This window comes from Enterobacter roggenkampii (assembly GCF_001729805.1).
Classification (GTDB): domain Bacteria; phylum Pseudomonadota; class Gammaproteobacteria; order Enterobacterales; family Enterobacteriaceae; genus Enterobacter; species Enterobacter roggenkampii.
The window spans coordinates 4,690,435-4,717,195 of sequence record NZ_CP017184.1; the positions used below are offsets into that span (position 1 = coordinate 4,690,435).

Consider the following 26,761-nt stretch of genomic DNA (forward strand, 5'->3'; position numbering starts at 1 on the left):
TCTTACTCCTGATTCACGCGATTAAGCTTGCCCACAGCGGCAGCCATCAGAACTTCCTGGGTGGCCTGCTCGCGAGTGAATTCACCGCCGAGATGCCCTTCATGCATGACGATAATGCGATCGCTCATGCCCAATACTTCTGGCATCTCGGAAGAGACCAGAATGATGCTCAGACCGTCGGCCTTGAACTGGTTAATCAGCTGATAGATCTCTTTCTTCGCCCCCACGTCCACGCCGCGGGTTGGCTCATCGAGGATCAACACTTTCGGGCGCGTCATCAGCCCGCGAGCAATCGCCACTTTCTGCTGATTCCCGCCGGACAACAGGCCAATCGCCTGCTCCATCGACGGCGTTTTAACATTAAAGAGACGGATAAAATCGCTGACCGCCTGCTGCTCGTCTTTATGCTTCAGGCTGCCGCCGCTATGGCTGAAATAGCGCAGCGCGGTCAGGGACATGTTCTCTTTTACCGACATGCCCAGCACTAAGCCGTCGCGTTTGCGGTCTTCGGAGATATAGACGATGCCGTTCGCCAGACCATCCTGCGGGGAGCGGGTGACCACTTCATGGCCGTCGAGGGTGACATACCCACTGGTGCGCGGCAGTGCGCCGTACAACACTTTCATCAGCTCGGTTCGTCCCGCGCCCATCAGGCCCGCCACGCCCAGGATCTCGCCCTGGCGCAGGGTAAAGGTCACGTCGTTCACACCCGGACCGCAGAGGTTGTCCACCTTCAGGCGGATCTCACCCGGCGCTTTATCCAGATGCGGATACTGATCTTCCAGCTTACGTCCCACCATCATTTCGATGAGCGTATCTTCGGTCAGCGTGGCCACTTCGCGCTCGGCAATAAACTGCCCGTCGCGGAAAACGGTGACGTCATCGCAGATTTCAAAGATCTCTTTCATACGGTGAGAGATATAGACAATCCCGCGCCCCTGCGATTTCAGCTCGCGGATAACGCGGAACAGGGATTCGGTTTCGGTATCGGTCAGGGCGTCTGTCGGTTCATCCATGATGATGACCTTCGACTCAAAGCTCAGCACCTTCGCGATTTCCACCATCTGCTGATCGCCGATGGAGAGATCGCCGACCAGGCGGTCGCTCTTAAAGCGCAGGTTCAGCTTCGCCAGCAGCTTGTCGGCTTCGGCATACATGGTTTTCCAGTCGATCTTGCCGAAGCGGTTCACGAACTCACGGCCGAGGAAGATGTTCTCCGCAATGGTGAGCTGCGGGATCAAGTTCAGCTCCTGGTGAATAATGCCGATACCCGCTTCCTGAGAAGATTTCGGGCCAGTGAAGGTGGTTTCTTTACCCAGCCAGAGGAGTGAACCGGCATCGCGTTGATAGATACCGGTCAGCACTTTCATCATGGTGGATTTGCCGGCGCCGTTTTCGCCCACCAGCGCCATTACGCGCCCGGGGTAAACGTTCAGCGCCGCGCCGGAGAGGGCTTTTACGCCCGGGAACGACTTATCGATCCCTTTGAGTTGCAGTAATGCGTCCATGATGGCCTCAGAAGGTGACGCCAGCACAGAGAATGATATTCGCATACGGGGAACACTCCCCGCTGCGAATCACCGCCTGACTGTCTGCGGTTTGTTGTTTGAATTGTTCGTGCGTTGTGTAACGAATTTCGATGGTGTTTCCCTGGTGTTGTTGCAGCTGCTCAAGATGGCTGAGCAACGTTTCGTGGAGCTGCGGATTATGTTGTTTGATTTCCGCCGCGAGAATGGCCGCCTCAACCTGCATCTCCGCGGTCACCACGTCCAGTACTTGCATAAACGAAGGAACACCCTGCGTTAACGCCATATCAATACGGGTTGTGCTGCGCGGAACCGGTAAGCCTGCATCGCAAACCACCAGCGTATCGGTATGCCCAAGACGGGAAATAACCGACGAAATTTCTGAGTTGAGTACAGTGCCTTTCTTCATTTTCTTGCTCCACTAGCGAAACGTTTCGCTAAAAGAAGTGTAGCCTCAGAAATGTTCAGAAAACCACCATGACGTAACAGATTTGTGATCGACGTCGAAACGTTTCGCTAAGTGAAATATTGTGGGAGAAATTGCCCGGCGGCGCTTCGCTTGCGCGGGCCTACGGGTTTGGTAGGCCGGGTAAGCGCAGCGCCACCCGGCATTTTGGAAAGGACTTAAATCTCGACCTGCGTACCCAGCTCTATCACGCGGTTAGGCGGGATCTCAAACTGGTCAGGCGCGCGCAGGGCGTTACGCTGCAGGATCAGGTACAGCTTGCCGCGCAGGCGCAGGTACCACGGGCGCTTACCGATGATCAGCGACTCGTGGGACATAAAGAACGACGTCTCCATCATGCGGCAGCTTAAGCCTTCCAGACCGCAGCGGTGGAACACCTCTTCCACGTTCGGCGTTTCGCGCCAGCCGTAGCTTGCCACCACGCGCCAGAAGGTCGGGGAGAGCTGCTCAATCTGCACGCGGCGCACGTTGTGAACATATGGCGCATCTTCGGTACGCAGCGTCAGCAGGATCACGCGCTCGTGCAGCACTTTGTTGTGCTTGAGGTTATGCATCAGCGCAAACGGGATCACGTTCAGGGCGCGAGACATGTACACCGCGGTGCCGGGCACGCGGACCGGCGGGGATTTCTCCAGCGACGCGATCATCGCCTCCAGAGAATTCCCGTGCTCATGCATACGGCGCAGCAGGCGGAAGCGCTCGCTTTTCCAGGTGGTCATGACGATGAACATCACCAGACCCAGCGTCAGCGGCAGCCAGCCGCCGGAGACAATTTTGTCGAGGTTAGCGGAGAACAGCGGCACGTCAATACACAGGAAGCCCACCAGAATCATCGCCACGAGGAACTTATTCCAGTGCCAGTTACGGTACGCCACCGTGGTGGAGAGAAGCGATGTCAGCACCATGGTGCCGGTTACCGCAATACCGTACGCCGCCGCCAGGTTGCTGGAGTGCTCGAAGCTGACGATAACAATCACAACAGCGAAGTAGAGCAGCCAGTTAACGAACGGGATGTAGATCTGGCCCGACTCCATCTCTGAGGTATGAATGATGCGCATCGGTGAGAGATACCCCAGACGCACGGCCTGGCGCGTCAGAGAAAACACGCCGGAAATCACCGCCTGAGAGGCAATGACGGTCGCCAGCGTCGCCAGGATCAGCATCGGCACCAGCGCCCAGTCAGGTGCCAGCAGGAAGAACGGGTTCTTGATCGCCTCCGGGTTTTTGAGCAACAGCGCGCCCTGGCCGAAGTAGTTGAGCACCAGCGACGGCAGCACAACCAAAAACCAGGCCACGCGGATAGGCAGCTTTCCGAAGTGACCCATATCCGCATACAGCGCTTCCACACCGGTGATGGAGAGCACGACCGCCCCCAGCGCCACGAAGGAAACTACTTTGTATTCGAGGAAGAAATGCACGGCCCAGTATGGGTTCAGCGCATGCAGCACTTCCGGGTTCGCGATAATGCTGCGTAAACCGAGCGCCGCCAGGATCAGGAACCAGGCCAGCATAATCGGCGCAAACAGTTTTCCCACCAGCCCGGTACCGTGCTTCTGGATCACAAACAGCAGCGTCAACACGATTATCGCCAGCGGGACCACCCACGTATCAAGCTGTGGCGCGATAATCTCCAGACCCTCTATCGCCGAGAGGACCGAAATCGCGGGCGTGATAACCACCTCTCCGTAGAAGAAGCTGCCGCCAATCAGGCCGATAATCACCAGAACGGAGGTCATTCTGGCGGAGGTGTTGCGCCCTGCAAGGGACATCAGGGTCAGGATACCGCCTTCGCCCGCGTTATCAGCGCGCATAACGAAGGAGAGATACTTAACGGAAACGACCAGAATCAGCAGCCAGAAGATGAGGGACAGGAAGCCAAACACGGCATCGCGCTCAACACCAAAGCCAAACTGGCCGGACAAACATTCACGAAGCGTATAAAGCGGGCTGGTGCCGATATCACCGTAGACAACCCCGATCGCCGCAAGCGTAATTGCGGGTAATGATTGCTTATTATCAGTGCTCATAGACTAGTCTTTTCGTTTAAATAACAAATGTGTTCCTGGTCCCTTGGCCCACAAAAAGCGCACAGTATGCACGATTCATTGCAAAATCGTACCCCTAAATGCAACCGCATTAATGTAGCGCAAAGAAAATTGCGCCGCACTTCAGCCTATTACCAGCCCTGACTGAAACGTCTATACTCGCTTCAATTGGCCGCCACGACGGCGAAAGGATGCAAAACTATTATGGCTCACTCACATTTATTAGCAGAAAGAATTTCCCGCCTCAGCAGCGCGCTGGAGAAAGGCCTTTTCGAGCGTAGCCACGCCATTCGCCTCTGTTTACTGGCAGCATTGAGCGGTGAAAGCGTGTTTCTGCTTGGGCCGCCGGGCATCGCCAAAAGCCTGATTGCCCGCAGGCTTAAGTTTGCTTTTAAGAACGCCCGCGCGTTTGAATACCTGATGACCCGCTTTTCCACCCCGGAAGAGGTGTTTGGCCCCCTTTCCATTCAGGCGCTGAAAGATGAAGGACGCTACGAGCGCCTGACGACGGGGTATCTGCCTGAGGCAGAAATTGTCTTCCTTGATGAGATCTGGAAAGCCGGCCCGGCCATTCTGAACACCCTGCTCACGGCGATAAACGAACGTCGGTTCCGCAACGGCGCCAGTGAAGAGAAAATCCCGATGCGCCTGCTGGTGGCCGCCTCAAACGAACTGCCTGAAGCCGACAGCAGCCTGGAAGCGCTGTATGACCGTATGCTGATCCGCCTGTGGCTGGACAAAGTGCAGGATAAGTCCAACTTCCGTTCCATGCTGGTCAGCCAGCAGGATGAGAACGAGAACCCGGTAGCAGCGTCATTGCAGGTATCAGACGAGGAGTATTACCAGTGGCAGGAAGAGATCGGTAAAATTAAGCTGCCTGATTCCGTCTTCGAGCTGATCTTCATGCTGCGCCAGCAGCTTGATTTACTGCCCTCTGCCCCCTATGTCTCCGATCGCCGCTGGAAAAAAGCGATCCGCCTGCTGCAGGCCAGCGCCCTGTTCAGCGGTCGCGATGCCGTTGCGCCCATCGATCTGATCCTGCTGAAAGACTGCCTCTGGCACGACGCGGAAGGCATGAATCTGATGCAGCAGCAGCTCGACGTTTTGATGACCGGACACGCCTGGGGACAGCAGGCGATGCTCAATCAGCTGGGGGCGATTGCCCAGCGGCGCATCCAGCTTCAGCAGCAGCAAAGTGATAAAACCGCGCTGAAAGTGAATCGCCTGGGGGGGATGTTCGCCCGCAAACCGCACTATGAATTACCCGCCGAACTCACCAGCACGACGCTGACCCTGCTGCTCCAGCAGCCGCTCAAGCTGCATGACATGCAGGTGGTGCACGTGACGATTGAGCGCGAGGCGCTGGCGCAGTGGCTGGATAAGGGCGGAGAGATCCGCGGAAAGCTCAACGGCATTGGTTTTGCGCAGCCGCTGAATATGGAAGTAGACAGCAGCCAGCACCTGGTGATCCGCGACGTCAGCCTGCAGGGCTCGCGTCTTGCGCTTCCGGGAACCGCCTCTGAGAGCGTCCCCGAAGAGATTAAGCAGCAGCTGGACGCGCTGGACACCGAATGGCACCAGCAGCACACCCGCTTTAGCGAGCAGCAAAAATGCCTCTTTATCCATAGCGACTGGTTAGGCCGCATCGAAGCCAGCCTGCAGGACGTTAGCGCGCAGATCAAACAGGCGCGTCAATGCTAACCCTGGATACGCTTAACGTCATGCTGGCCGTCAGCGAGGAAGGGTTGATCGAAGAAGTGGTGATCACCCTTCTGGCTTCACCGCAGCTGGCGGCCTTCTTTGAAAAATTTCCGAAGCTCAAAAAGGCGATGACCGACGATCTTCCGCGCTGGCGGGATAACCTGCGTCAACGGTTTAAAGAGACCGAAGTCCCCCCTGAGTTAACGGAAGAAGTGGCCTGCTATCAGCAGTGCCAGCGACTTTCCACGTCGCAGTTTATCGTCCAGCTTCCGCAAACCCTGACGTTGCTCGACAAGGTCCACTCCCCGTTTGCCAGCCAGGCCCGTGGGCTGGTCACGGACAACGCCACGTTCACTCCCGCACTGCACACCCTCTTTTTACAGCGCTGGCGTCTCAGCCTGGTGGTGCAGGCCACGACGCTAAACCAGCAGCTGCTGGATGAAGAGCGCGAACAGCTGCTCAGTGAAGTTCAGGAACGCATGACCTTAAGCGGCCAGCTTGAGCAGGTGCTGGTGGAAAATGAGAACGCGGCAGGGCGTCTCTGGGACATGAGCGCGGGCCAGCTTCGGCGCGGGGACTATCAGCTGATCGTCAAGTACGGCGATTTTCTGGCGCAGCAGCCCGAGCTGATGAAGCTTGCAGAACAGCTGGGACGTTCAAGGGAGGCAAAGTCGGTTCCAAAGAAAGATGCCCCGATGGAAACCTTCCGCACCCTGGTGCGTGAGCCGGCCACCGTTCCAGAGCAGGTCGACGGGCTCCAGCAGAGCGATGATATTCTGCGCCTGCTGCCCACGGAGCTGAGCACGCTCGGGATGACCGAGCTGGAGTACGAGTTTTACCGTCGGCTGGTGGAAAAACAGCTCCTCACCTACCGGCTGCACGGTGAAGCCTGGCGCGAGAAAGTCAGCCAGCGGCCGGTCATTCATCAGGATTTTGACGAACAGCCGCGCGGGCCATTTATTGTCTGCGTGGATACGTCCGGCTCCATGGGCGGGTTTAACGAGCAGTGTGCAAAGGCGTTCTGTCTGGCGCTGATGCGCGTGGCGCTCGCCGATCGCCGTCGCTGCTTCATTATGCTGTTCTCCAGCGAAGTCGTGGGCTATGAGCTGACGAACCAGCAGGGGATCGAGCAGGCAATCCGCTTCCTGAGCCAGCGCTTTCGCGGCGGAACCGATCTGGCCAGCTGTTTTCGCAGCATCGTAGAGCGGATGCAGGGCGGCGACTGGTATGACGCTGACGCGGTAGTGATATCCGATTTTATTGCCCAGCGGCTGCCGGATGACGTGGTCAATAAAGTGAAGGAATTACAGCGTGTGCATCAGCACCGTTTTCATGCGGTGGCGATGTCCGCCCATGGAAAACCCGGCATCATGCGCATCTTCGATCATATCTGGCGCTTTGATACCGGGTTGCGTAGCCGACTGCTCAGACGCTGGCAGCGTTAATTACAGAAGAGAACCGACGCTTTCACGTACCTGCTGCGGCCAGACGCCACACTGCACCTGACCAATATGGGGCAACTGAAGCAGCAGCATGGTCAGACGGGACTGGCCGATACCGCCGCCAATCGTCTGCGGCATCTCCCCACGCAGCAGCGCCTGGTGCCACTCCAGTTTGAGACGATCTTCATCTCCGGTCACCGCCAGCTGGCGCTTCAGCGCCTCAGCATCAACGCGGATCCCCATAGAAGAAAGCTCGAATGCGTCTTCCAGCACCGGGTTCCAGACCAGAATATCGCCGTTCAGCCCGGCAAATTCGCCCTCACCGGTGGTGCTCCAGTCATCATAATCCGGCGCACGAACGTCGTGGCGTTTGCCATCAGACAGTTTGCCGCCGATCCCAATCAGGAACACCGCCCCGAGCTCTCTGGCGATCGCCCGCTCGCGGCCTTTGGCATCCAGATCCGGGAAACGGGTCAGCAATTCCTGGCTGTGTACAAAGTGGATCGTTTCCGGCAGGAACGGTGCCAGACCAAACGCTTTGCTTACGCCCGCTTCGGTCGCTTTGATCCCGGCGTAGATCGCCTCAACGGTAGACTTCAGCGTGCCAACGTGGCGCTCGCCATCGCCCATCACGCGCTCCCAGTCCCACTGGTCAACGTAAACGGAATGAATGGGAGACAGGCGGTCTTCATCGGGGCGAAGGGCTTTCATGTGCGTGTAGAGCCCTTCGCCCGCGCTGAAGTCATGTTGTCCCAGGGTCTGACGCTTCCACTTCGCCAGTGAATGAACCACTTCGAACTGGGCGTCTGGCAGCGTTTTCACTTTTACCTGTACCGCTTTTTCGCATCCAGAGAGGTTATCCTGCGTCCCGTCACCCACGCGGCTGAGGATCGGGGCCTGGACTTCAATCAGCCCAAGCTTCTCTTCAAGCTGGCGGGAAAAATGGGATTTTACGAAACTGATCTGGCGTTGTTTTGCGATGTAAGCGGTTTTCATTATTTATACTCCTGCGTCCTGTTGATATTGATTAAGCAACAGAAATGGCACCTTATTCAATAACCCATCAACAAAAAGCCGCCTTCACTTTTGATTCGATAAAATAAGGCGCTAGAATAGAGTGATTCATTAATCTTCATAAGAAAAAGCTATGGAAAATTATCAGATCGACAATCTCGACCGCGGCATTCTGGAGGCGTTAATGGCCAATGCCCGTACCGCCTACGCCGAACTGGCGAAACAGTTTGGCGTCAGCCCGGGAACCATTCACGTTCGCGTAGAGAAGATGAAGCAGGCGGGGATCATTACCGGCGCGCGCATTGACGTCAGCCCGAAGCAGCTGGGTTACGACGTCTGCTGCTTCATCGGCATCATTCTAAAAAGCGCCAAAGACTACCCTTCCGCCCTGGCGAAACTGAACGCGCTGGATGAAGTCACCGAGGCGTACTACACCACCGGGCACTACAGCATCTTTATTAAGGTCATGTGCCGATCCATCGACGCCCTCCAGCAGGTACTTATCAACAAGATCCAAACAATCGATGAAATTCAGTCCACCGAGACCCTGATCTCCCTGCAAAACCCGATCATGCGTACCATCCGCCCGTGATCGGGCAAATTCATTCCCACATTTTCCACAGGTAGATCCCAGCTCGTTCACAGCGTACAATGGCCGTCTCTTTATCTGGGCGAGCGATCAATGGCGGACATTACCCTTATCAGCGGCAGCACCCTGGGTGGTGCAGAATACGTAGCGGAACATCTGGCTGAAAAGCTGGAAGAGGCGGGCTTTTCTACGGAAACCCTGCACGGCCCGTTGCTGGAAGATCTCCCGACTGACGGGGTCTGGCTGCTGATCACCTCCACGCACGGCGCGGGCGATCTGCCGGATAACCTGCAACCTTTATATGACGAACTGCTGGAACAGCAGCCCGACCTGTCAAACGTCCGTTTTGGCGCAGTGGGGATCGGCAGTCGTGAATATGACACCTTTTGCGGGGCAATAGAGAAAGTCGAAGCCGCTGTGACCTCCTGCGGAGCAAAACAGCTGGGCGAAACGCTCAAGATCAACATCCTCGATCATGACATTCCGGAGGATCCAGCCGAGATCTGGCTCGCGGAATGGAAAATTTTACTCAAAAACGATTAAAGATCGCGCGAACAGATGTGGATAACTCTGGTTAAAAGCTCGTATTAACACGTAGTTATCCAAAGAACAACCGTAGCGCAGTTTTTAGCCTGTGTATAAAGTCGCGATCTGATCCCAGCTTATACGGCCCAGGATCACCGATCATTCACAGCAAACGATCCTTTCTAACTGCATGATCTTCTTTATGAGATCGGACTTATCCACACGGGTTCGCGATCCTAATAAGAGATCACAATAGAACAGATCTCTAAATAAAAAGATCTTCTTTTTAATAGCCCAGGATCCCAATGCTTTCTCGAAAGACTAAAGTTGAGTAGAATCCACGGCCCGGGCTTCAATCCATTTTCATACCGCTTTACGCGAGGCAGACCACCATGTTTTATCAGGATCCTTTTGACGTCATCATCATTGGCGGGGGTCACGCAGGCACTGAGGCCGCAATGGCCGCAGCGCGAATGGGTCAGCAGACCCTGCTTTTGACACACAATATCGACACGCTGGGACAAATGTCCTGTAATCCGGCGATTGGCGGCATTGGGAAAGGACACCTGGTAAAAGAAGTGGATGCACTTGGCGGCCTGATGGCGAAGGCGATCGATCACGCAGGCATTCAGTTTAGGATACTAAACGCCAGTAAAGGCCCCGCTGTGCGTGCGACCCGTGCTCAGGCAGACCGCGTACTTTATCGCCAGGCGGTACGTACCGCGCTGGAGAACCAGCCAAACCTGATGATCTTCCAGCAGGCGGTTGAAGATCTTATCGTTGAGAACGATCGCGTCGTGGGCGCCGTGACCCAGATGGGCCTCAAATTCCGCGCCAAAGCCGTGGTGTTGACCGTGGGTACCTTCCTTGACGGTAAAATTCATATTGGTCTGGATAACTACAGCGGCGGCCGTGCTGGCGATCCGCCGTCTATCCCATTGTCTCGCCGTCTGCGCGAGCTGCCGCTGCGCGTCAGCCGCCTGAAAACCGGCACGCCGCCGCGTATTGATGCGCGCACCATTGATTTCAGCGTGCTGGCGCAACAGCACGGTGATAACCCAATGCCGGTCTTCTCGTTTATGGGCAATGCGGCACAGCATCCGCAGCAGGTGCCGTGCTACATCACGCACACCAACGAGAAAACCCATGATGTGATCCGCAATAACCTCGATCGCAGCCCGATGTACGCTGGCGTGATCGAAGGGATCGGTCCACGCTACTGCCCGTCGATCGAAGACAAAGTGATGCGCTTTGCCGATCGCAACCAGCACCAGATCTTCCTGGAGCCAGAAGGGTTGACCTCAAACGAAATTTACCCGAACGGCATCTCCACCAGCCTGCCGTTCGACGTACAGATGCAAATTGTTCGCTCAATGCAGGGTATGGAGAACGCAAAAATCGTTCGCCCTGGCTACGCTATTGAGTACGATTTCTTCGATCCGCGTGACCTGAAGCCGACCCTGGAGAGCAAATTCATCCACGGTCTGTTCTTCGCGGGTCAGATTAACGGCACCACCGGCTACGAAGAAGCGGCTGCACAGGGCCTGCTTGCCGGTCTGAACGCCGCGCGCTTCTCTGCTGAGAAAGAGGGCTGGGCTCCGGCGCGTTCTCAGGCTTATCTGGGCGTGCTGGTTGACGATCTCTGCACGCTGGGTACCAAAGAACCGTACCGTATGTTTACCTCTCGCGCGGAATATCGCCTGATGCTGCGTGAAGATAACGCCGACCTGCGTCTGACCGAAATGGGCCGCGAGCTGGGTCTGGTCGATGACGAGCGCTGGGCGCGCTTCAACGAGAAGCTGGAGCGCATTGAGCAGGAACGTCAGCGTCTGAAAACCACATGGGTGAATCCGCAGGCGGAAACCGCTGCTGAAGTGAACGCTCACTTAACCGCGCCGCTGTCGCGCGAAGCCAGCGGTGAAGATCTGCTGCGCCGTCCAGAAGTCACCTACGAGAACCTGGTCAAACTGACTGCGTTCGCGCCGGGTCTGGAAGACGCTGAAGCGGCAGAGCAGGTCGAGATCCAGGTGAAGTACGAAGGTTACATCGCCCGTCAGCAGGATGAGATCGAAAAACAGCAGCGTAACGAAAACACGCTGCTGCCGGAAATGCTGGACTACCGCCAGGTGACGGGCCTTTCCAACGAAGTGATCGCCAAGCTGAACGATCACAAACCGGTGTCGATCGGTCAGGCATCCCGCATCTCGGGCGTGACCCCGGCGGCGATTTCGATCCTGCTGGTGTGGCTGAAAAAGCAGGGCATGTTGCGCCGTAGCGCGTAATTGACATTGCTTTTGGCGGGTGGCGCTTCGCTGACCCGCCCTACTTATTCGTAGGCCCGGTAAGCGGCAGCGCCACCGGGCAAAAAAACTCTCAACAGGTATTCACTGTGCTCAACAAACTCTCTCGTCTGCTGGATCAGGCAGGTATTTCGCTCACCGATCACCAGAAAAATCAGCTGGTGGCCTATGTCGATATGCTGAACAAATGGAACAAAGCGTACAACCTGACGTCTGTTCGCGACCCCAACGAGATGCTCGTTCGCCACATTCTCGACAGCATCGTGGTTGCTCCCTGGCTGAAAGGTGAACGCTTTATCGACGTGGGGACGGGCCCTGGTCTGCCGGGTATTCCGCTGTCGATTGTTCGCCCTGAGAGCCATTTCACGCTGCTGGACAGCCTTGGCAAACGCGTGCGCTTTTTACGCCAGGTACAGCATGAGCTGAAGCTTGAAAACATCACGCCCGTGCAGAGCAGGGTAGAGGAGTTCCCGGCAGAGCCGCCGTTTGACGGGGTTATCAGCCGCGCATTTGCGTCGCTCAACGATATGGTGAGCTGGTGCAAGCACTTACCTGCGGAGAATGGCCGCTTTTATGCGCTGAAAGGGCAGTTGCCAGGCGATGAGATTGAACAGCTTCCGGATGGTTTTGCTGTCGAGTCTATTGAGAAATTACAGATTCCTCAGCTCGAAGGCGAACGTCACCTGGTGATAATTAAGCCAAACAATTTTTAAAAAATTAATAAAAAATGTGGAATTCGTGCTGTTCTTATCATGTTAAAAAACAGCACAACTACCGGGGATTTACCGAGGAGCTTTTAACCTCTGCTTCACTAAGGTTTTTCTTCCGGTTAACGAAGCAATCGTTATTCACCGAGAAGATAGTCATCTTTGAAAATATAAGTCTGCTAAAAGTGGAAGGCAGTAACCAGAACGCAATGTTAATTATTTATTAAGAATGTCAATAAAAGGTTTTTATTGTGTACTGGGCTGTTTTGAAAATAGTTGCGACATTTTGCGTTTAATTTCATAAAGATAAATTTCTGCGATTTGCGCCTTTGATAAATACAACCTTATCGCAAATGTGTGTTTTGTGATCTCGTGCACGCTTTATCGACAACGTTTTCGCGCTGTTTGCAGTTTTGGTCGAAGGTTGACGCTTTCAGCGAAAGTTAAAAAATAGCGGTGGGGAAAAATATTTAAACATTTATTCACCTTTTCGCTACTTAATGTTTGAAATCACGGGTGCGCACCGTATAATTTGACCGCTTTTTGATGCTTGACTCTGAGCCTTAAAGGACGTTTTATACGACACGCGGCATACCTCGAAGGGAGCAGGAGTAAAAACGTGATGTCTGTGTCGCTCTTGAGTAGAAACGTTGCTCGTAAGCTTCTGTTCATTCAGTTTCTGGCTGTGATAGCAAGTGGACTGCTGTTTAGCCTCAAAGACCCCTTCTGGGGCATCTCCGCCGTGTGCGGGGGTTTGGCGGTTGTGCTGCCAAACGTGTTGTTTATGATTTTTGCCTGGCGTCATCAGGCGCATACACCTGCCAAAGGCCGCGTGGCCTGGTCCTTCGCCCTCGGCGAAGTGTGTAAGGTGTTGCTGACCTTTGCTCTACTGGTGATGGCGCTGGCGGTTTTGAAAGTGGTCTTCATGCCGCTGATAGCAACGTGGGTTTTGGTGCTGGTGGTACAAGTTCTGGCTCCAGCTGTAATCAATAACAAAGGGTAAAAGGCATCATGGCTTCAGAAAATATGACGCCGCAGGATTACATAGGTCACCATCTGAATAACCTTCAGCTGGACCTGCGTACATTCTCGCTGGTGGATCCACATAACCCCCCGGCCACCTTCTGGACGATCAACATCGACTCCATGTTCTTCTCGGTGGTTTTGGGTCTTCTGTTCCTGGCCATGTTCCGCGGTGTTGCTAAACGAGCGACCAGCGGTGTACCAGGGAAATTCCAGACCTTCATCGAAATGATCATCGGCTTCGTCCATGGCAGCGTCAAAGACATGTACCATGGCAAGAGCAAGCTGATTGCTCCGCTGGCGCTGACCGTGTTCGTTTGGGTCTTCCTGATGAACCTGATGGACCTGCTGCCAATCGATCTGCTGCCGTTTATTGGCGAGCACATCTTCGGCCTGCCTGCACTGCGTGTTGTACCGTCTGCGGACGTGAACATCACCCTGTCGATGGCGCTGGGCGTGTTTATCCTGATTCTTTTCTACAGCATCAAAATGAAAGGCGTAAGCGGCTTTGTGAAAGAGCTTACCTTGCAGCCGTTCAACCACTGGGCGTTTATTCCGGTCAACCTGATCCTGGAAGGCGTTAGCCTGCTGTCCAAACCTGTTTCACTGGGTCTGCGACTGTTCGGCAACATGTATGCGGGTGAGCTGATTTTCATTCTGATCGCGGGTCTTCTGCCGTGGTGGTCACAGTGGGTTCTGAATGTGCCGTGGGCCATTTTCCACATCCTGATCATTACGCTGCAAGCCTTTATCTTCATGGTTCTGACGATCGTCTATCTGTCGATGGCGTCTGAAGAGCACTGATTTTTTACCAACACTACTACGTTTTAATTGAAACAAACTGGAGACTGTCATGGAAAACCTGAATATGGATCTGCTGTACATGGCTGCCGCTGTGATGATGGGTCTGGCGGCTATCGGTGCTGCGATCGGTATCGGCATCCTCGGGGGCAAATTCCTGGAAGGCGCTGCGCGTCAACCTGATCTGATTCCTCTGCTGCGTACTCAGTTCTTTATCGTTATGGGTCTGGTGGATGCTATCCCAATGATCGCTGTAGGTCTGGGTCTGTACGTGATGTTTGCTGTCGCGTAGTAGTAGTTTTAAAACCCTAAGCCACAGATATTAAAGAGGTATTGTGCTGTGAACATGAACGCAACAATCCTCGGCCAGGCCATCGCGTTTATTCTCTTTGTCTGGTTCTGCATGAAGTATGTATGGCCGCCTTTAATGGCAGCCATCGAAAAACGTCAGAAAGAAATTGCTGACGGTCTGGCTTCTGCAGAACGCGCTAAGAAAGATTTGGACCTTGCACAGGCCAACGCGACAGACCAGCTGAAAAAAGCGAAAGCGGAAGCTCAGGTTATCATCGAACAGGCTAACAAACGCCGTTCGCAGATCCTGGACGAAGCGAAAGCTGAAGCAGAACAGGAACGTACTAAGATCGTGACACAGGCTCAGGCTGAAATTGAAGCTGAGCGTAAACGTGCTCGTGAAGAACTGCGTAAGCAGGTTGCGATTCTGGCTGTTGCTGGCGCCGAGAAGATCATCGAACGTTCCGTGGATGAAGCTGCTAACAGCGACATCGTGGACAAACTTGTCGCTGAACTGTAAGGAGGGAGGGGCTGATGTCTGAATTTGTTACGGTAGCTCGCCCCTACGCCAAAGCAGCTTTTGACTTTGCTATCGAACACCAAAATGTCGATCGCTGGCAGAATATGCTGGCGTTTGCCGCTGAGGTGACGAAAAACGAACAAATGGCCGAGTTGCTTTCCGGTGCGTTAGCACCTGAAACCCTCGCCGCGTCGTTTATCGCCGTGTGCGGAGAGCAACTGGATGCCAACGGCCAGAACCTGATTAAGGTGATGGCAGAAAATGGTCGTCTCCGTGTGCTCCCGGATGTTCTCGAGCAGTTTGAGCACTTACGTGCCCTTAGTGAAGCTACCGCTGAAGTCGAAGTGACTTCTGCGACTGAACTGAGTGACGAACAGCTTGCGAAAATTACCGCCGCGATGGAAAAACGTCTGTCACGCAAAGTTAAGCTGAATTGCAAAATCGATAAGTCTGTAATGGCAGGCGTAATCATCCGCTCGGGTGATATGGTCATTGATGGCAGCGTACGCGGCCGTCTTGAGCGCCTTGCAGACGTCTTGCAGTCTTAAGGGGACTGGAGCATGCAACTGAATTCCACCGAAATCAGCGAACTGATCAAGCAGCGCATTGCTCAGTTCAATGTTGTGAGTGAAGCTCACAACGAAGGTACTATTGTTTCTGTAAGTGACGGTGTTATCCGCATCCACGGCCTGGCCGATTGTATGCAGGGTGAGATGATTTCCCTGCCGGGTAACCGTTACGCTATCGCACTGAACCTGGAGCGCGACTCCGTTGGTGCAGTTGTGATGGGTCCATATGCTGACCTCGCCGAAGGCATGAAGGTTAAGTGTACTGGCCGTATTCTGGAAGTACCGGTTGGCCGTGGCCTGCTGGGTCGCGTTGTTAACACCCTGGGTGCGCCAATCGACGGTAAAGGTCCGGTTGAGCACGATGGCTTCTCCCCAATCGAAGTTATCGCACCAGGCGTTATCGACCGTCAGTCCGTAGATCAGCCTGTTCAGACAGGTTATAAGTCCGTTGACGCCATGATCCCAATCGGTCGTGGTCAGCGTGAACTGATCATCGGTGACCGTCAGACCGGTAAAACCGCGATGGCAATCGACGCCATCATCAACCAGCGTGACTCCGGCATCAAATGTGTGTACGTGGCTATCGGCCAGAAAGCGTCCACCATTTCTAACGTGGTTCGTAAACTGGAAGAGCACGGCGCGCTGTCTAACACCATTGTTGTTGTGGCGACCGCGTCTGAATCTGCTGCACTGCAATACCTGGCACCATACGCCGGTTGCGCAATGGGCGAATACTTCCGTGACCGCGGTGAAGATGCGCTGATCGTATACGATGACCTGTCTAAGCAGGCTGTTGCTTATCGTCAGGTTTCCCTGCTGCTCCGTCGTCCACCTGGACGTGAAGCGTTCCCTGGCGACGTATTCTACCTCCACTCTCGTCTGCTGGAGCGTGCTTCCCGCGTTAACGCGGAATACGTCGAGAACTTCACCAAAGGTGAAGTGAAGGGTAAAACGGGCTCTCTGACCGCGCTGCCGATCATTGAAACCCAGGCGGGTGACGTTTCTGCGTTCGTTCCGACCAACGTAATCTCCATTACCGATGGTCAGATCTTCCTGGAAACCAACCTGTTTAACTCCGGTATTCGTCCGGCGGTTAACCCGGGTATCTCCGTATCCCGTGTGGGTGGTGCTGCTCAGACCAAGATCATCAAGAAACTGTCCGGTGGTATCCGTACCGCGCTGGCACAGTATCGTGAACTGGCTGCGTTCTCTCAGTTCGCATCCGATCTGGACGAAGCAACCCGTAAACAGCTGAGCCACGGTCAGAAAGTGACCGAGCTGCTGAAGCAGAAACAGTACGCACCAATGTCTGTTGCTCAGCAGGGCCTGGTACTGTTCGCGGCTGAACGCGGTTACCTCGAAGATGTGGAACTGGCGAAAATCGGTAGCTTCGAAGCCGCTCTGCTGGCTTACGTCGACCGTGATCACGCTCCGCTGATGCAAGAGATCAACCAGACCGGTGGCTATAACGACGAAATCGAAGGCAAGCTGAAAGCTATCCTCGATTCCTTCAAAGCAACCCAATCCTGGTAATCGTCCGGCGGCTTGTCTCAGGACAAGCCGCCTGGCATTGAGGAGAAGCTCATGGCCGGCGCAAAAGAGATACGTAGTAAGATCGCAAGCGTCCAGAACACGCAAAAGATCACTAAAGCGATGGAGATGGTCGCCGCTTCCAAAATGCGTAAATCGCAGGATCGCATGGCGGCCAGCCGTCCTTATGCAGAAACCATGCGCAAAGTGATTGGTCACCTTGCAAACGGTAATCTGGAATATAAGCACCCTTACCTGGAAGAACGCGACGTTAAGCGCGTGGGCTACCTGGTGGTGTCGACCGACCGTGGTCTGTGTGGCGGCTTGAACATTAACCTGTTCAAAAAACTGCTGGCGGATATGAAAGCATGGTCTGAAAAAGGCGTTCAGTGCGATATCGCAATGATCGGCTCTAAAGGCGTCTCTTTCTTTAACTCCGTTGGTGGCAACATTGTCGCTCAGGTGACCGGTATGGGTGATAACCCGTCCCTGTCCGAACTGATCGGCCCGGTTAAAGTGATGTTGCAGGCCTATGATGAAGGCCGTCTGGACAGACTGTACGTTGTCAGCAACAAATTCATTAACACCATGTCTCAGGTTCCAACGCTCACTCAGATGCTGCCGTTACCGGCATCAGAAGATGACGAGCTGAAGCAAAAAGCCTGGGATTACCTGTATGAACCCGATCCGAAACCGCTGCTGGATACCCTGCTGCGTCGTTACGTTGAATCTCAGGTTTATCAGGGCGTTGTAGAAAACCTGGCCAGCGAGCAGGCCGCACGAATGGTGGCGATGAAAGCCGCGACCGATAATGGCGGCAGCCTGATTAAAGAGCTGCAGTTGGTTTACAACAAAGCTCGTCAGGCCAGCATTACTCAGGAACTCACCGAGATCGTCTCGGGGGCCGCCGCGGTTTAACCAGGTTTACGAATTACGTAGAGGATTCAAGATGGCTACTGGAAAGATTGTCCAGGTAATCGGCGCCGTGGTGGACGTCGAGTTCCCTCAGGACGCCGTACCACGCGTGTACGACGCGCTTGAGGTACAGAATGGTAACGAGAGCCTGGTGCTGGAAGTTCAGCAGCAGCTCGGCGGCGGTATCGTGCGTACCATCGCGATGGGTTCTTCCGACGGTCTGCGTCGTGGTCTGGAAGTCAAAGACCTTGAGCACCCGATCGAAGTCCCGGTAGGTAAAGCAACACTGGGTCGTATCATGAACGTATTGGGTCAGCCAATCGACATGAAAGGCGACATCGGTGAAGAAGAGCGTTGGGCTATCCACCGCGCGGCACCTTCCTACGAAGAGCTGTCCAGCTCTCAGGAACTGCTGGAAACCGGTATCAAAGTTATCGACCTGATGTGTCCGTTCGCGAAGGGCGGTAAAGTCGGTCTGTTCGGTGGTGCGGGTGTAGGTAAAACCGTAAACATGATGGAGCTGATCCGTAACATCGCGATCGAGCACTCCGGTTACTCCGTATTTGCGGGCGTAGGTGAACGTACTCGTGAGGGTAACGACTTCTACCACGAAATGACCGACTCCAACGTTCTGGACAAAGTATCCCTGGTTTACGGCCAGATGAACGAGCCACCTGGAAACCGTCTGCGCGTTGCGCTGACCGGCCTGACGATGGCTGAGAAGTTCCGTGACGAAGGCCGTGACGTTCTGCTGTTCGTTGATAACATCTATCGTTACACCCTGGCCGGTACTGAAGTATCTGCACTGCTGGGTCGTATGCCTTCAGCGGTAGGTTATCAGCCAACACTGGCGGAAGAGATGGGTGTTCTTCAGGAACGTATCACCTCTACCAAAACCGGTTCTATCACCTCCGTTCAGGCGGTATACGTACCTGCGGATGACTTGACTGACCCATCTCCAGCCACCACCTTTGCGCACTTAGATGCAACCGTGGTACTGAGCCGTCAGATCGCGTCTCTGGGTATCTACCCAGCCGTTGACCCGCTGGACTCCACCAGCCGTCAGCTGGATCCACTGGTTGTTGGTCAGGAACACTACGACACCGCGCGTGGCGTACAGTCCCTGCTGCAGCGTTACCAGGAACTGAAAGACATCATCGCCATCCTGGGTATGGATGAACTGTCTGAAGAAGACAAACTGGTGGTAGCACGTGCGCGTAAGATCCAGCGCTTCCTGTCCCAGCCGTTCTTCGTTGCGGAAGTATTCACCGGTTCTCCGGGTAAATACGTTTCCCTGAAAGACACCATCCGTGGCTTTAAAGGCATCATGGAAGGCGAATACGATCACCTGCCAGAGCAGGCGTTCTACATGGTTGGTTCCATCGAAGAAGCTGTGGAAAAAGCCAAAAAACTTTAACGCCTTAATCGGAGGGTGATATGGCAATGACTTACCACCTGGACGTCGTCAGCGCAGAGCAACAAATGTTCTCTGGTTTGGTCGAGAAAATCCAGGTAACGGGTAGTGAAGGTGAGCTGGGTATTTTCCCGGGTCACGCACCGCTGCTCACCGCCATTAAGCCTGGTATGATCCGCATCGTTAAACAGTTCGGTCACGAAGAGTTTATCTATCTGTCCGGCGGCATTCTTGAAGTGCAGCCTGGTAGTGTGACCGTTCTGGCCGATACCGCTATTCGTGGCCAGGATCTCGACGAAGCGCGAGCCCTGGAGTCGAAGCGTAAGGCTGAAGAGCACATTAGCAGCTCTCATGGCGACGTGGATTACGCTCAGGCGTCTGCGGAGCTGGCCAAAGCGATCGCGAAACTGCGCGTTATCGAGTTGACCAAAAAAGCGATGTAACACCGGCTTGAAAAGCACAAAAGCCAGTCTGGATACCAGGCTGGCTTTTTTTTTCGGCCTTAATTCATGATGAAAAAGATGTAGAATTTTAAGCATCAAACGTTTTTACTTCTCACTCAAACAACCGTCAGGATGCGTATGTCAAACAGTGCGATGAGCGTGGTGATCCTTGCCGCAGGCAAAGGGACCCGCATGTATTCCGACCTGCCTAAAGTGCTTCACACGCTTGCAGGAAAGCCAATGGTGCAGCACGTCATTGATGCAGCGAATGAATTGGGTGCCAGCCAGGTCCACCTGGTCTACGGCCACGGCGGCGATCTGCTTAAAAAGACGCTGAGCGACGACAAGCTCAACTGGGTGCTTCAGGCCGAGCAGTTGGGTACAGGCCATGCCATGCAGCAGGCAGCGCCCTTCTTTGCGGATGACGAAGACATTTTGATGCTCTACGGCGATGTCCCGCTGATCTCCGTTGAAACGCTGACTCGCCTGCGTGAAGCCAAACCGCAGGGCGGCATCGGTTTATTAACTGTTGTGCTGGACGATCCAACCGGTTATGGCCGTATCACCCGTGAAAACGGCAACGTTACGGGCATTGTTGAGCATAAAGATGCCAGCGAGGCGCAGCGTCAGATTCAGGAGATCAACACCGGTATCCTGATTGCCAATGGTGCGGATATGAAGCGCTGGCTGTCGAAGCTCAACAACAATAACGCGCAGGGTGAATACTACATCACCGACATCATTGCGATGGCATACCAGGAAGGGCGCGAGATTGCGGCGGTCCATCCGGCGCGCATCAGCGAAACCGAAGGGGTGAATAACCGTCTGCAGCTTTCCCGTCTTGAGCGCTTTTATCAGTCCGAACAGGCCGAGAAACTCCTTCTGGCTGGAGTGATGCTGCGCGATCCGGCGCGTTTCGATCTGCGTGGCACGTTATCTCACGGGCGCGACGTTGAAATTGATACTAACGTTATCCTCGAAGGTCACGTCACGCTGGGCAACCGCGTCAAAATTGGCGCTGGCTGCGTGATCAAAAACAGCGTCATTGGTGACGACTGTGAAATCAGCCCGTACAGCGTGGTGGAAAATGCCCGTCTGGATGTGGCCTGTACCATCGGCCCGTTTGCGCGTTTGCGCCCGGGCGCTGAGCTGCTGGAAGGCTCACATGTTGGAAACTTCGTTGAGATGAAAAAAGCGCGTCTGGGTAAAGGCTCTAAAGCCGGTCATTTAACCTATCTGGGCGACGCGGAAATTGGTGACAACGTCAACATTGGCGCAGGCACAATCACCTGTAACTATGACGGCGCCAATAAGTTTAAAACCATCATCGGTGATGATGTGTTTGTCGGTTCCGACACCCAACTGGTGGCGCCTGTTACCGTGGGTAACGGCGTAACGATTGCCGCCGGGACAACCGTTACGCGCGATATCGCCGATAACGAACTGGTATTAAGCCGTGTGCCGCAGGTGCACAAGCAGGGCTGGAAACGTCCTGTGAAGAAGAAGTAACAACAAGGCGGGTGGCGCTACGCTTACCCGCCCTACGATTGAGTAGGCCTGATAAGGCGTAGCCGTCATCAGGCAAACCCGGGTGAGGAGATAAACATATATCTCCCCCCACAAGCAGTACCCATAACAATAACCCCACTCTCTACAAGGCTCGGGGCGCCCGGAAAGGGCAAATACAGGTCAGCGACAACGCAGGCATTATGCCTAAATTCGGAATCTAAAATTATGTGTGGAATTGTTGGCGCAGTTGCTCAGCGTGATATTGCTGAAATCCTTCTCGAAGGTTTACGTCGTCTGGAATACCGTGGTTACGACTCTGCCGGTCTGGCTGTTGTCGATGCAGAAGGTCATATGACCCGTCTGCGCCGTCTCGGTAAAGTGCAGATGCTGGCCCAGGCCGCGGAAGAACATCCGCTGCACGGGGGAACCGGTATTGCGCACACCCGCTGGGCGACGCACGGCGAACCGTCTGAAGGCAACGCGCACCCGCATGTGTCTGAACACATCGTGGTCGTGCACAACGGCATTATCGAAAACCACGAACCGCTGCGTGAAGCACTGAAAGCGCGCGGCTACACCTTCGTCTCTGAAACTGACACCGAAGTGATTGCTCACCTGGTGCACTGGGAACTTGAGCAGGGCGGTACGCTGCGTGATGCGGTGCTGCGCGCTATTCCTCAGCTACGCGGTGCGTACGGTACGGTGATCATGGATTCCCGCGACCCGTCCACGCTGCTGGCCGCGCGTTCCGGTAGCCCGATGGTTATCGGCCTGGGCATGGGTGAAAACTTTATCGCTTCCGATCAGCTGGCACTACTGCCGGTAACGCGTCGCTTTATCTTCCTCGAAGAGGGGGATATCGCCGAAGTGACTCGCCGCAGCGTAACCGTGTTCGATACCAAAGGCGAGCAGGTGAAACGTCAGGAGATCGAATCGAATCTGCAGTACGACGCGGGCGACAAAGGCGCTTACCGTCACTACATGCAGAAAGAGATTTACGAGCAGCCAAACGCCATCAAAAACACCCTGACCGGGCGCATCAGCCATGGTGAAGTGGATCTGAGCGAGCTGGGCGCAAACGCGAACGAACTGCTCAGCAAGGTTGAGCATATTCAGATCGTAGCCTGCGGTACCTCCTACAACTCCGGTATGGTCTCTCGCTACTGGTTTGAATCTCTGGCGGGCGTGCCGTGCGACGTGGAAATTGCCTCTGAGTTCCGCTATCGCAAATCTGCCGTGCGTCGTAACAGCCTGATGATCACCCTTTCCCAGTCAGGTGAAACGGCAGATACCCTGGCGGCGCTGCGTCTCTCTAAAGAGCTGGGTTATCTGGGTTCTCTGGCCATCTGTAACGTGCCGGGCTCATCGCTGGTGCGTGAATCCGATCTGGCGCTGATGACCAAAGCGGGTACCGAAATCGGCGTGGCCTCCACCAAGGCGTTTACCACTCAGCTGACGGTTCTGCTGATGCTGGTGGCGAAACTGGCGCGTCTGAAAGGTGAAGATGCCTCTGTTGAGCATGACATCGTTCACGGTCTGCAGGCGCTGCCGAGCCGTATTGAGCAGATGCTCTCTCAGGACAAACGCATTGAAGCTCTGGCGGAAGATTTCTCTGACAAACATCACGCCCTGTTCCTGGGCCGTGGCGATCAGTATCCGATTGCGCTGGAAGGCGCGCTGAAGCTGAAAGAGATCTCTTACATTCACGCTGAAGCCTATGCGGCAGGCGAGCTGAAACACGGTCCGTTGGCGCTGATTGACGCGGATATGCCGGTTATCGTCGTGGCACCGAACAACGAACTGCTGGAAAAACTGAAGTCCAACATCGAAGAAGTCCGCGCCCGTGGCGGCGTGCTGTACGTCTTTGCTGATAAAGATGCCGGTTTCGCCAGCAGCGACAACATGCACATCATCGAGATGCCGCATGTGGAAGAGGTGATTGCGCCGATCTTCTACACCGTTCCGCTGCAGCTGCTGGCCTATCACGTGGCGCTGATCAAAGGCACCGACGTCGACCAGCCGCGTAACCTGGCGAAATCGGTCACTGTAGAATAAACCCTTCAGGCTCCACCTTCGGGTGGAGCTTTTTTATCCTGCCTGGTTTGTTTTTCATCAATCCTTTCTCATTTTTAATAATGACAATTTGTCATCTTCAGCTACTTTTTTCAGTGTCACATAAAGAAAATATTTCTGAAAACAACCTGTCATAAAAGTGGCTAACTAGATGAAAATTAAGCTTTTTTTTGTTTAATTTTAAGTTAAATTTTCTTTGTCATAAAACTGTCATAATTCGTACATTTATCTGTCACCTGTTTGTCCTATTTTGCTCATCGTAGCCACTAAACAACGATTTACGAAAATCTTGCAGGAGACATTATGAAAGTTATGCGTACCACTGTCGCAACTGTTGTCGCCGCGACCTTATCTCTGAGCGCGTTCTCTGTATTTGCAGAAGCAAGCCTGACTGGCGCTGGTGCAACCTTCCCTGCGCCGGTGTATGCCAAATGGGCGGATACCTACCAGAAAGAAACCGGTAACAAGGTTAACTATCAGGGTATCGGCTCCTCCGGTGGCGTAAAACAAATTACCGCGAACACGGTTGATTTCGGCGCATCAGATGCTCCGCTGTCTGATGACAAACTGGCTCAGGAAGGCCTGTTCCAGTTCCCTACCGTGATCGGTGGCGTGGTTCTGGCGATCAACCTGCCGGGCGTGAAGTCGGGCGAGCTGGTGCTGGACGGCAAAACCCTGGGTGACATCTACCTGGGCAAAATCAAAAAATGGGATGACGAAGCGATCGCCAAACTCAACCCAGGCCTGAAGCTGCCTTCTCAGAACATCGCCGTGGTTCGCCGCGCGGATGGTTCTGGTACCTCTTTCGTGTTCACCAGCTACCTGGCGAAAGTGAACGAAGAGTGGAAATCTAAAGTCGGCTCCGGCTCTACCGTTAACTGGCCTACCGGTCTGGGCGGTAAAGGTAATGACGGTATCGCCGCGTTCGTACAGCGTCTGCCTGGCTCCATCGGCTACGTAGAGTATGCGTACGCGAAGCAGAACAACCTGTCCTACACCAAACTGGTGTCTGCCGACGGCAAACCGGTTAGCCCGACCGAAGAGAACTTTGCTAACGCCGCCAAAGGCGCTGACTGGAGCAAATCCTTCGCGCAGGATCTGACTAACCAGAAGGGCGAAGGAGCGTGGCCAATCACCTCTACCACCTTCATCCTGGTGCACAAAGAGCAGAAGAAACCTGAACAGGGCGCTGAAGTGCTGAAATTCTTCGACTGGGCATACAAAAACGGCGGCAAACAGGCTAACGCTCTGGATTACGCCACCCTGCCAGACAACGTGGTTGAGCAGATTCGCGCTGCATGGAAAACCAACGTGAAAGACAGCAGCGGTAAAGCGCTGTACTAACAGGATATATTTAACGAAGATGGCGGGTGGCGCTGCGCTTACCCGCCCTACGGTTTACTCTGTAGGCCCGGTAAGCGTCAGCGCCACCGGGCATATTCGTAAAAACGTCTCAAACAGAAGAGTAATTTATGGCTGCAACCAAGCCTGCATTTAACCCTCCGGGTAAAAAAGGTGACATGATTTTCAGCGCGCTGGTCAAACTGGCTGCGCTGATTGTGCTATTGCTGCTGGGCGGCATTATCGTGTCTCTGATTTTCTCCTCCTGGCCGAGCATCCAGAAATTCGGTTTCTCCTTCCTGTGGAGTAAAGAGTGGGATGCGCCGAACGATATCTACGGTGCACTGGTGCCGATTTACGGCACGCTGGTGACCTCGTTCATCGCCCTGCTGATTGCGGTTCCGGTAAGTTTCGGTATCGCCCTGTTCCTGACGGAGCTGGCGCCGGGCTGGCTGCGTCGCCCATTGGGTATCGCCATCGAACTGCTGGCGGCCATCCCAAGTATCGTCTACGGCATGTGGGGCCTGTTTATCTTTGCGCCGCTGTTCGCCACGTACTTCCAGGAACCGGTGGGTAACGTCCTCTCTGCCATTCCGTTTGTGGGGGCCCTGTTCTCCGGCCCGGCTTTCGGTATCGGCATTCTGGCGGCGGGTGTGATCCTCGCCATCATGATTATTCCGTACATTGCGGCGGTGATGCGCGATGTGTTCGAACAAACGCCGGTGATGATGAAAGAGTCGGCCTACGGTATCGGCTGCACCACCTGGGAAGTGATCTGGCGCATCGTCCTTCCGTTCACCAAAAATGGGGTGATCGGGGGCGTGATGCTGGGCTTAGGTCGTGCGCTGGGTGAAACCATGGCGGTTACCTTTATCATCGGTAACACCTACCAGCTCGACAGCGCGTCGCTTTATATGCCGGGTAACAGTATTACCTCTGCACTGGCGAATGAGTTTGCGGAAGCGGAATCGGGTCTGCACGTCGCGGCGCTGATGGAGCTGGGTCTGATTCTGTTCGTTATTACCTTCATTGTTCTGGCGATTTCCAAGCTGATGATTATGCGTCTCGCTAAAAATGAGGGAGCACGCTAATGGCCACTCTCGAAATGCAAGCTACTGCTGAACTGGCGGAATCCCGCCGCAAAATGCAGGCCAGACGCCGCATGAAAAACCGCATTGCCCTGACGCTCTCTATGGCGACGATGGCATTCGGTCTGTTCTGGCTTGTCTGGATCCTCTTTTCAACGGTCGTTCGCGGGATTGACGGAATGTCACTCTCGCTGTTCACCGAAATGACGCCGCCGCCGAACACGGCGGGTGGTGGCCTGGCGAATGCCCTGGCGGGCAGCGGATTGCTGATCCTCTGGGCCACGGTCTTCGGCACGCCGCTGGGCATTATGGCGGGTATCTACCTGGCGGAATACGGTCGTAAATCCTTGCTGGCGGAAGTCATTCGCTTCATTAACGATATTTTGCTGTCAGCCCCGTCTATCGTCGTGGGTCTGTTCGTTTATACCGTCGTGGTGGCGCAGATGGAACACTTCTCCGGCTGGGCGGGTGTGATTGCGCTGGCGCTGCTGCAGGTGCCGATTGTGATTCGAACCACCGAGAACATGCTAAAACTGGTGCCGGACAGCCTGCGTGAAGCGGCTTACGCGCTGGGTACGCCAAAATGGAAGATGATCTCTGCGATTACGCTGAAGGCGTCGGTCTCCGGGATCATGACCGGTATCCTGCTGGCGGTGGCGCGTATTGCGGGTGAAACGGCACCGCTGCTGTTTACGTCCCTCTCCAACCAGTTCTGGAGCACGGACATGATGCAGCCGATCGCCAACCTGCCGGTGACGATCTTTAAATTTGCGATGAGCCCCTTCGCGGAATGGCAGCAGCTGGCCTGGGCCGGGGTGCTGATCATTACCCTTTGCGTACTGTTGCTGAACATTCTGGCGCGCGTCATTTTCGCGAAGAAGAAACACGGTTAATTTTTTACGGCGCGGCAGCTCGCGGCGCCGAATGAG

24 protein-coding genes are annotated in these 26,761 nt (G+C 54.7%); 20 read left to right on the forward strand and 4 right to left on the reverse strand.

The window, feature by feature from the left end; translation table 11 throughout:
* Window positions 1–2: 2 nt before the first annotated feature.
* The 3 genes from rbsA to kup all read right to left on the reverse strand — a co-directional run bounded on the left by rbsA (window position 3) and on the right by kup (window position 4,019).
* Window positions 3–1,508 carry a ribose ABC transporter ATP-binding protein RbsA gene (rbsA, locus tag BFV67_RS22030; protein ID WP_021242658.1) on the reverse strand — a complete coding sequence of 502 codons (1,506 nt, stop codon included), beginning with the start codon at window positions 1,506–1,508 and terminating at the stop codon, window positions 3–5.
* A gap of 7 nt (window positions 1,509–1,515) precedes the next feature.
* Complete coding sequence (rbsD, locus tag BFV67_RS22035) at window positions 1,516–1,935, reverse strand: D-ribose pyranase (RefSeq protein WP_008503495.1); 420 nt, start codon at window positions 1,933–1,935, stop codon at window positions 1,516–1,518.
* A 215-nt stretch (window positions 1,936–2,150) separates the two neighbouring features.
* On the reverse strand, window positions 2,151–4,019 hold the full coding sequence (kup, locus tag BFV67_RS22040) for a low affinity potassium transporter Kup (RefSeq protein ID WP_021242659.1): 1,869 nt from the start codon (window positions 4,017–4,019) through the stop codon (window positions 2,151–2,153).
* Window positions 4,020–4,241: 222 nt separating this feature from the next.
* Between kup and ravA the strand changes: the two genes are divergently transcribed.
* Window positions 4,242–5,738, forward strand: coding sequence for an ATPase RavA (ravA, locus tag BFV67_RS22045; protein WP_025910786.1), 1,497 nt, complete (start codon window positions 4,242–4,244; stop codon window positions 5,736–5,738).
* Window positions 5,732–7,183 (forward strand): ATPase RavA stimulator ViaA, encoded by a 1,452-nt coding sequence (viaA, locus tag BFV67_RS22050; RefSeq protein WP_008500200.1) that lies wholly within the window; start codon window positions 5,732–5,734, stop codon window positions 7,181–7,183. Before ravA ends, viaA begins: the two co-directional genes overlap by 7 nt.
* Here the strand turns inward: viaA and asnA are convergent, their stop codons facing one another.
* Window positions 7,184–8,176 (reverse strand): aspartate--ammonia ligase, encoded by a 993-nt coding sequence (gene asnA, locus BFV67_RS22055; RefSeq protein WP_069598911.1) that lies wholly within the window; start codon window positions 8,174–8,176, stop codon window positions 7,184–7,186.
* A 151-nt stretch (window positions 8,177–8,327) separates the two neighbouring features.
* Here asnA and asnC point away from each other — a divergent pair, with 151 nt between their 5' ends.
* The 18 genes from asnC (at window position 8,328) to pstA (ending at window position 26,725) form a co-directional block, all read left to right on the forward strand.
* Window positions 8,328–8,786 carry a transcriptional regulator AsnC gene (asnC, locus tag BFV67_RS22060; RefSeq protein ID WP_008500198.1) on the forward strand — a complete coding sequence of 153 codons (459 nt, stop codon included), beginning with the start codon at window positions 8,328–8,330 and terminating at the stop codon, window positions 8,784–8,786.
* 90 nt (window positions 8,787–8,876) lie between these two features.
* The gene (mioC, locus tag BFV67_RS22065) at window positions 8,877–9,326 is read left to right on the forward strand and encodes an FMN-binding protein MioC (RefSeq protein ID WP_023616251.1); all 450 of its coding nucleotides are present in this window, start codon (window positions 8,877–8,879) and stop codon (window positions 9,324–9,326) included.
* Between the two features lie 374 nt (window positions 9,327–9,700).
* Window positions 9,701–11,590, forward strand: coding sequence for a tRNA uridine-5-carboxymethylaminomethyl(34) synthesis enzyme MnmG (gene mnmG, locus BFV67_RS22070; RefSeq protein ID WP_008500196.1), 1,890 nt, complete (start codon window positions 9,701–9,703; stop codon window positions 11,588–11,590).
* A gap of 107 nt (window positions 11,591–11,697) precedes the next feature.
* Window positions 11,698–12,321, forward strand: coding sequence for a 16S rRNA (guanine(527)-N(7))-methyltransferase RsmG (rsmG, locus tag BFV67_RS22075; protein WP_008500195.1), 624 nt, complete (start codon window positions 11,698–11,700; stop codon window positions 12,319–12,321).
* Between the two features lie 616 nt (window positions 12,322–12,937).
* Complete coding sequence (gene atpI, locus BFV67_RS22080) at window positions 12,938–13,318, forward strand: F0F1 ATP synthase subunit I (protein ID WP_008500194.1); 381 nt, start codon at window positions 12,938–12,940, stop codon at window positions 13,316–13,318.
* Window positions 13,319–13,326: 8 nt separating this feature from the next.
* Entirely contained in the window at window positions 13,327–14,142 is an 816-nt protein-coding gene (gene atpB, locus BFV67_RS22085) for a F0F1 ATP synthase subunit A (protein ID WP_008500193.1), read from the forward strand.
* A 49-nt stretch (window positions 14,143–14,191) separates the two neighbouring features.
* The gene (gene atpE, locus BFV67_RS22090; protein ID WP_000429386.1) at window positions 14,192–14,431 is read left to right on the forward strand and encodes a F0F1 ATP synthase subunit C; all 240 of its coding nucleotides are present in this window, start codon (window positions 14,192–14,194) and stop codon (window positions 14,429–14,431) included.
* Window positions 14,432–14,479: 48 nt separating this feature from the next.
* Complete coding sequence (gene atpF / locus BFV67_RS22095; RefSeq protein ID WP_003862370.1) at window positions 14,480–14,950, forward strand: F0F1 ATP synthase subunit B; 471 nt, start codon at window positions 14,480–14,482, stop codon at window positions 14,948–14,950.
* A 14-nt stretch (window positions 14,951–14,964) separates the two neighbouring features.
* Window positions 14,965–15,498, forward strand: a complete 534-nt coding sequence (gene atpH / locus BFV67_RS22100) for a F0F1 ATP synthase subunit delta (RefSeq protein WP_008500192.1) — start codon at window positions 14,965–14,967, stop codon at window positions 15,496–15,498.
* A 12-nt stretch (window positions 15,499–15,510) separates the two neighbouring features.
* Entirely contained in the window at window positions 15,511–17,052 is a 1,542-nt protein-coding gene (gene atpA, locus BFV67_RS22105; RefSeq protein ID WP_003862367.1) for a F0F1 ATP synthase subunit alpha, read from the forward strand.
* 51 nt (window positions 17,053–17,103) lie between these two features.
* Window positions 17,104–17,967: a F0F1 ATP synthase subunit gamma gene (atpG, locus tag BFV67_RS22110; RefSeq protein ID WP_008500191.1), complete on the forward strand. Its 864-nt coding sequence runs from the start codon at window positions 17,104–17,106 to the stop codon at window positions 17,965–17,967.
* Between the two features lie 31 nt (window positions 17,968–17,998).
* On the forward strand, window positions 17,999–19,381 hold the full coding sequence (atpD, locus tag BFV67_RS22115) for a F0F1 ATP synthase subunit beta (protein WP_003862362.1): 1,383 nt from the start codon (window positions 17,999–18,001) through the stop codon (window positions 19,379–19,381).
* 20 nt (window positions 19,382–19,401) lie between these two features.
* Window positions 19,402–19,821, forward strand: a complete 420-nt coding sequence (locus BFV67_RS22120) for a F0F1 ATP synthase subunit epsilon (protein ID WP_006177560.1) — start codon at window positions 19,402–19,404, stop codon at window positions 19,819–19,821.
* Window positions 19,822–19,959: 138 nt separating this feature from the next.
* Window positions 19,960–21,330 (forward strand): bifunctional UDP-N-acetylglucosamine diphosphorylase/glucosamine-1-phosphate N-acetyltransferase GlmU, encoded by a 1,371-nt coding sequence (glmU, locus tag BFV67_RS22125; protein WP_069598912.1) that lies wholly within the window; start codon window positions 19,960–19,962, stop codon window positions 21,328–21,330.
* A gap of 225 nt (window positions 21,331–21,555) precedes the next feature.
* Window positions 21,556–23,385: a glutamine--fructose-6-phosphate transaminase (isomerizing) gene (gene glmS, locus BFV67_RS22130; RefSeq protein WP_008500188.1), complete on the forward strand. Its 1,830-nt coding sequence runs from the start codon at window positions 21,556–21,558 to the stop codon at window positions 23,383–23,385.
* Between the two features lie 321 nt (window positions 23,386–23,706).
* Window positions 23,707–24,747 carry a phosphate ABC transporter substrate-binding protein PstS gene (gene pstS / locus BFV67_RS22135; RefSeq protein ID WP_008500186.1) on the forward strand — a complete coding sequence of 347 codons (1,041 nt, stop codon included), beginning with the start codon at window positions 23,707–23,709 and terminating at the stop codon, window positions 24,745–24,747.
* 128 nt (window positions 24,748–24,875) lie between these two features.
* Window positions 24,876–25,835, forward strand: coding sequence for a phosphate ABC transporter permease PstC (gene pstC / locus BFV67_RS22140; protein ID WP_008500185.1), 960 nt, complete (start codon window positions 24,876–24,878; stop codon window positions 25,833–25,835).
* Window positions 25,835–26,725 (forward strand): phosphate ABC transporter permease PstA, encoded by an 891-nt coding sequence (gene pstA / locus BFV67_RS22145; protein ID WP_008500184.1) that lies wholly within the window; start codon window positions 25,835–25,837, stop codon window positions 26,723–26,725. The genes pstC and pstA overlap by 1 nt, the downstream gene beginning before the upstream one ends.
* Window positions 26,726–26,761: the final 36 nt, after the last annotated feature.

Bases quoted from the DNA above. Each gene is read 5' to 3' on its own strand.
- kup (WP_021242659.1), bottom strand. From the start codon at position 4,019: ATGAGCACTGATAATAAGCAATCATTACCCGCAATTACGCTTGCGGCG.
- atpA (WP_003862367.1), top strand. From the start codon at position 15,511: ATGCAACTGAATTCCACCGAAATCAGCGAACTGATCAAGCAGCGCATT.
- mnmG (WP_008500196.1), top strand. From the start codon at position 9,701: ATGTTTTATCAGGATCCTTTTGACGTCATCATCATTGGCGGGGGTCAC.
- viaA (WP_008500200.1), top strand. From the start codon at position 5,732: ATGCTAACCCTGGATACGCTTAACGTCATGCTGGCCGTCAGCGAGGAA.
- BFV67_RS22120 (WP_006177560.1), top strand. From the start codon at position 19,402: ATGGCAATGACTTACCACCTGGACGTCGTCAGCGCAGAGCAACAAATG.
- atpH (WP_008500192.1), top strand. From the start codon at position 14,965: ATGTCTGAATTTGTTACGGTAGCTCGCCCCTACGCCAAAGCAGCTTTT.
- rbsA (WP_021242658.1), bottom strand. From the start codon at position 1,508: ATGGACGCATTACTGCAACTCAAAGGGATCGATAAGTCGTTCCCGGGC.
- glmU (WP_069598912.1), top strand. From the start codon at position 19,960: ATGTCAAACAGTGCGATGAGCGTGGTGATCCTTGCCGCAGGCAAAGGG.
- atpG (WP_008500191.1), top strand. From the start codon at position 17,104: ATGGCCGGCGCAAAAGAGATACGTAGTAAGATCGCAAGCGTCCAGAAC.
- asnC (WP_008500198.1), top strand. From the start codon at position 8,328: ATGGAAAATTATCAGATCGACAATCTCGACCGCGGCATTCTGGAGGCG.
- pstC (WP_008500185.1), top strand. From the start codon at position 24,876: ATGGCTGCAACCAAGCCTGCATTTAACCCTCCGGGTAAAAAAGGTGAC.
- rbsD (WP_008503495.1), bottom strand. From the start codon at position 1,935: ATGAAGAAAGGCACTGTACTCAACTCAGAAATTTCGTCGGTTATTTCC.
- atpD (WP_003862362.1), top strand. From the start codon at position 17,999: ATGGCTACTGGAAAGATTGTCCAGGTAATCGGCGCCGTGGTGGACGTC.
- pstA (WP_008500184.1), top strand. From the start codon at position 25,835: ATGGCCACTCTCGAAATGCAAGCTACTGCTGAACTGGCGGAATCCCGC.
- asnA (WP_069598911.1), bottom strand. From the start codon at position 8,176: ATGAAAACCGCTTACATCGCAAAACAACGCCAGATCAGTTTCGTAAAA.
- glmS (WP_008500188.1), top strand. From the start codon at position 21,556: ATGTGTGGAATTGTTGGCGCAGTTGCTCAGCGTGATATTGCTGAAATC.
- atpI (WP_008500194.1), top strand. From the start codon at position 12,938: ATGTCTGTGTCGCTCTTGAGTAGAAACGTTGCTCGTAAGCTTCTGTTC.
- ravA (WP_025910786.1), top strand. From the start codon at position 4,242: ATGGCTCACTCACATTTATTAGCAGAAAGAATTTCCCGCCTCAGCAGC.
- mioC (WP_023616251.1), top strand. From the start codon at position 8,877: ATGGCGGACATTACCCTTATCAGCGGCAGCACCCTGGGTGGTGCAGAA.
- pstS (WP_008500186.1), top strand. From the start codon at position 23,707: ATGAAAGTTATGCGTACCACTGTCGCAACTGTTGTCGCCGCGACCTTA.
- atpB (WP_008500193.1), top strand. From the start codon at position 13,327: ATGGCTTCAGAAAATATGACGCCGCAGGATTACATAGGTCACCATCTG.
- atpE (WP_000429386.1), top strand. From the start codon at position 14,192: ATGGAAAACCTGAATATGGATCTGCTGTACATGGCTGCCGCTGTGATG.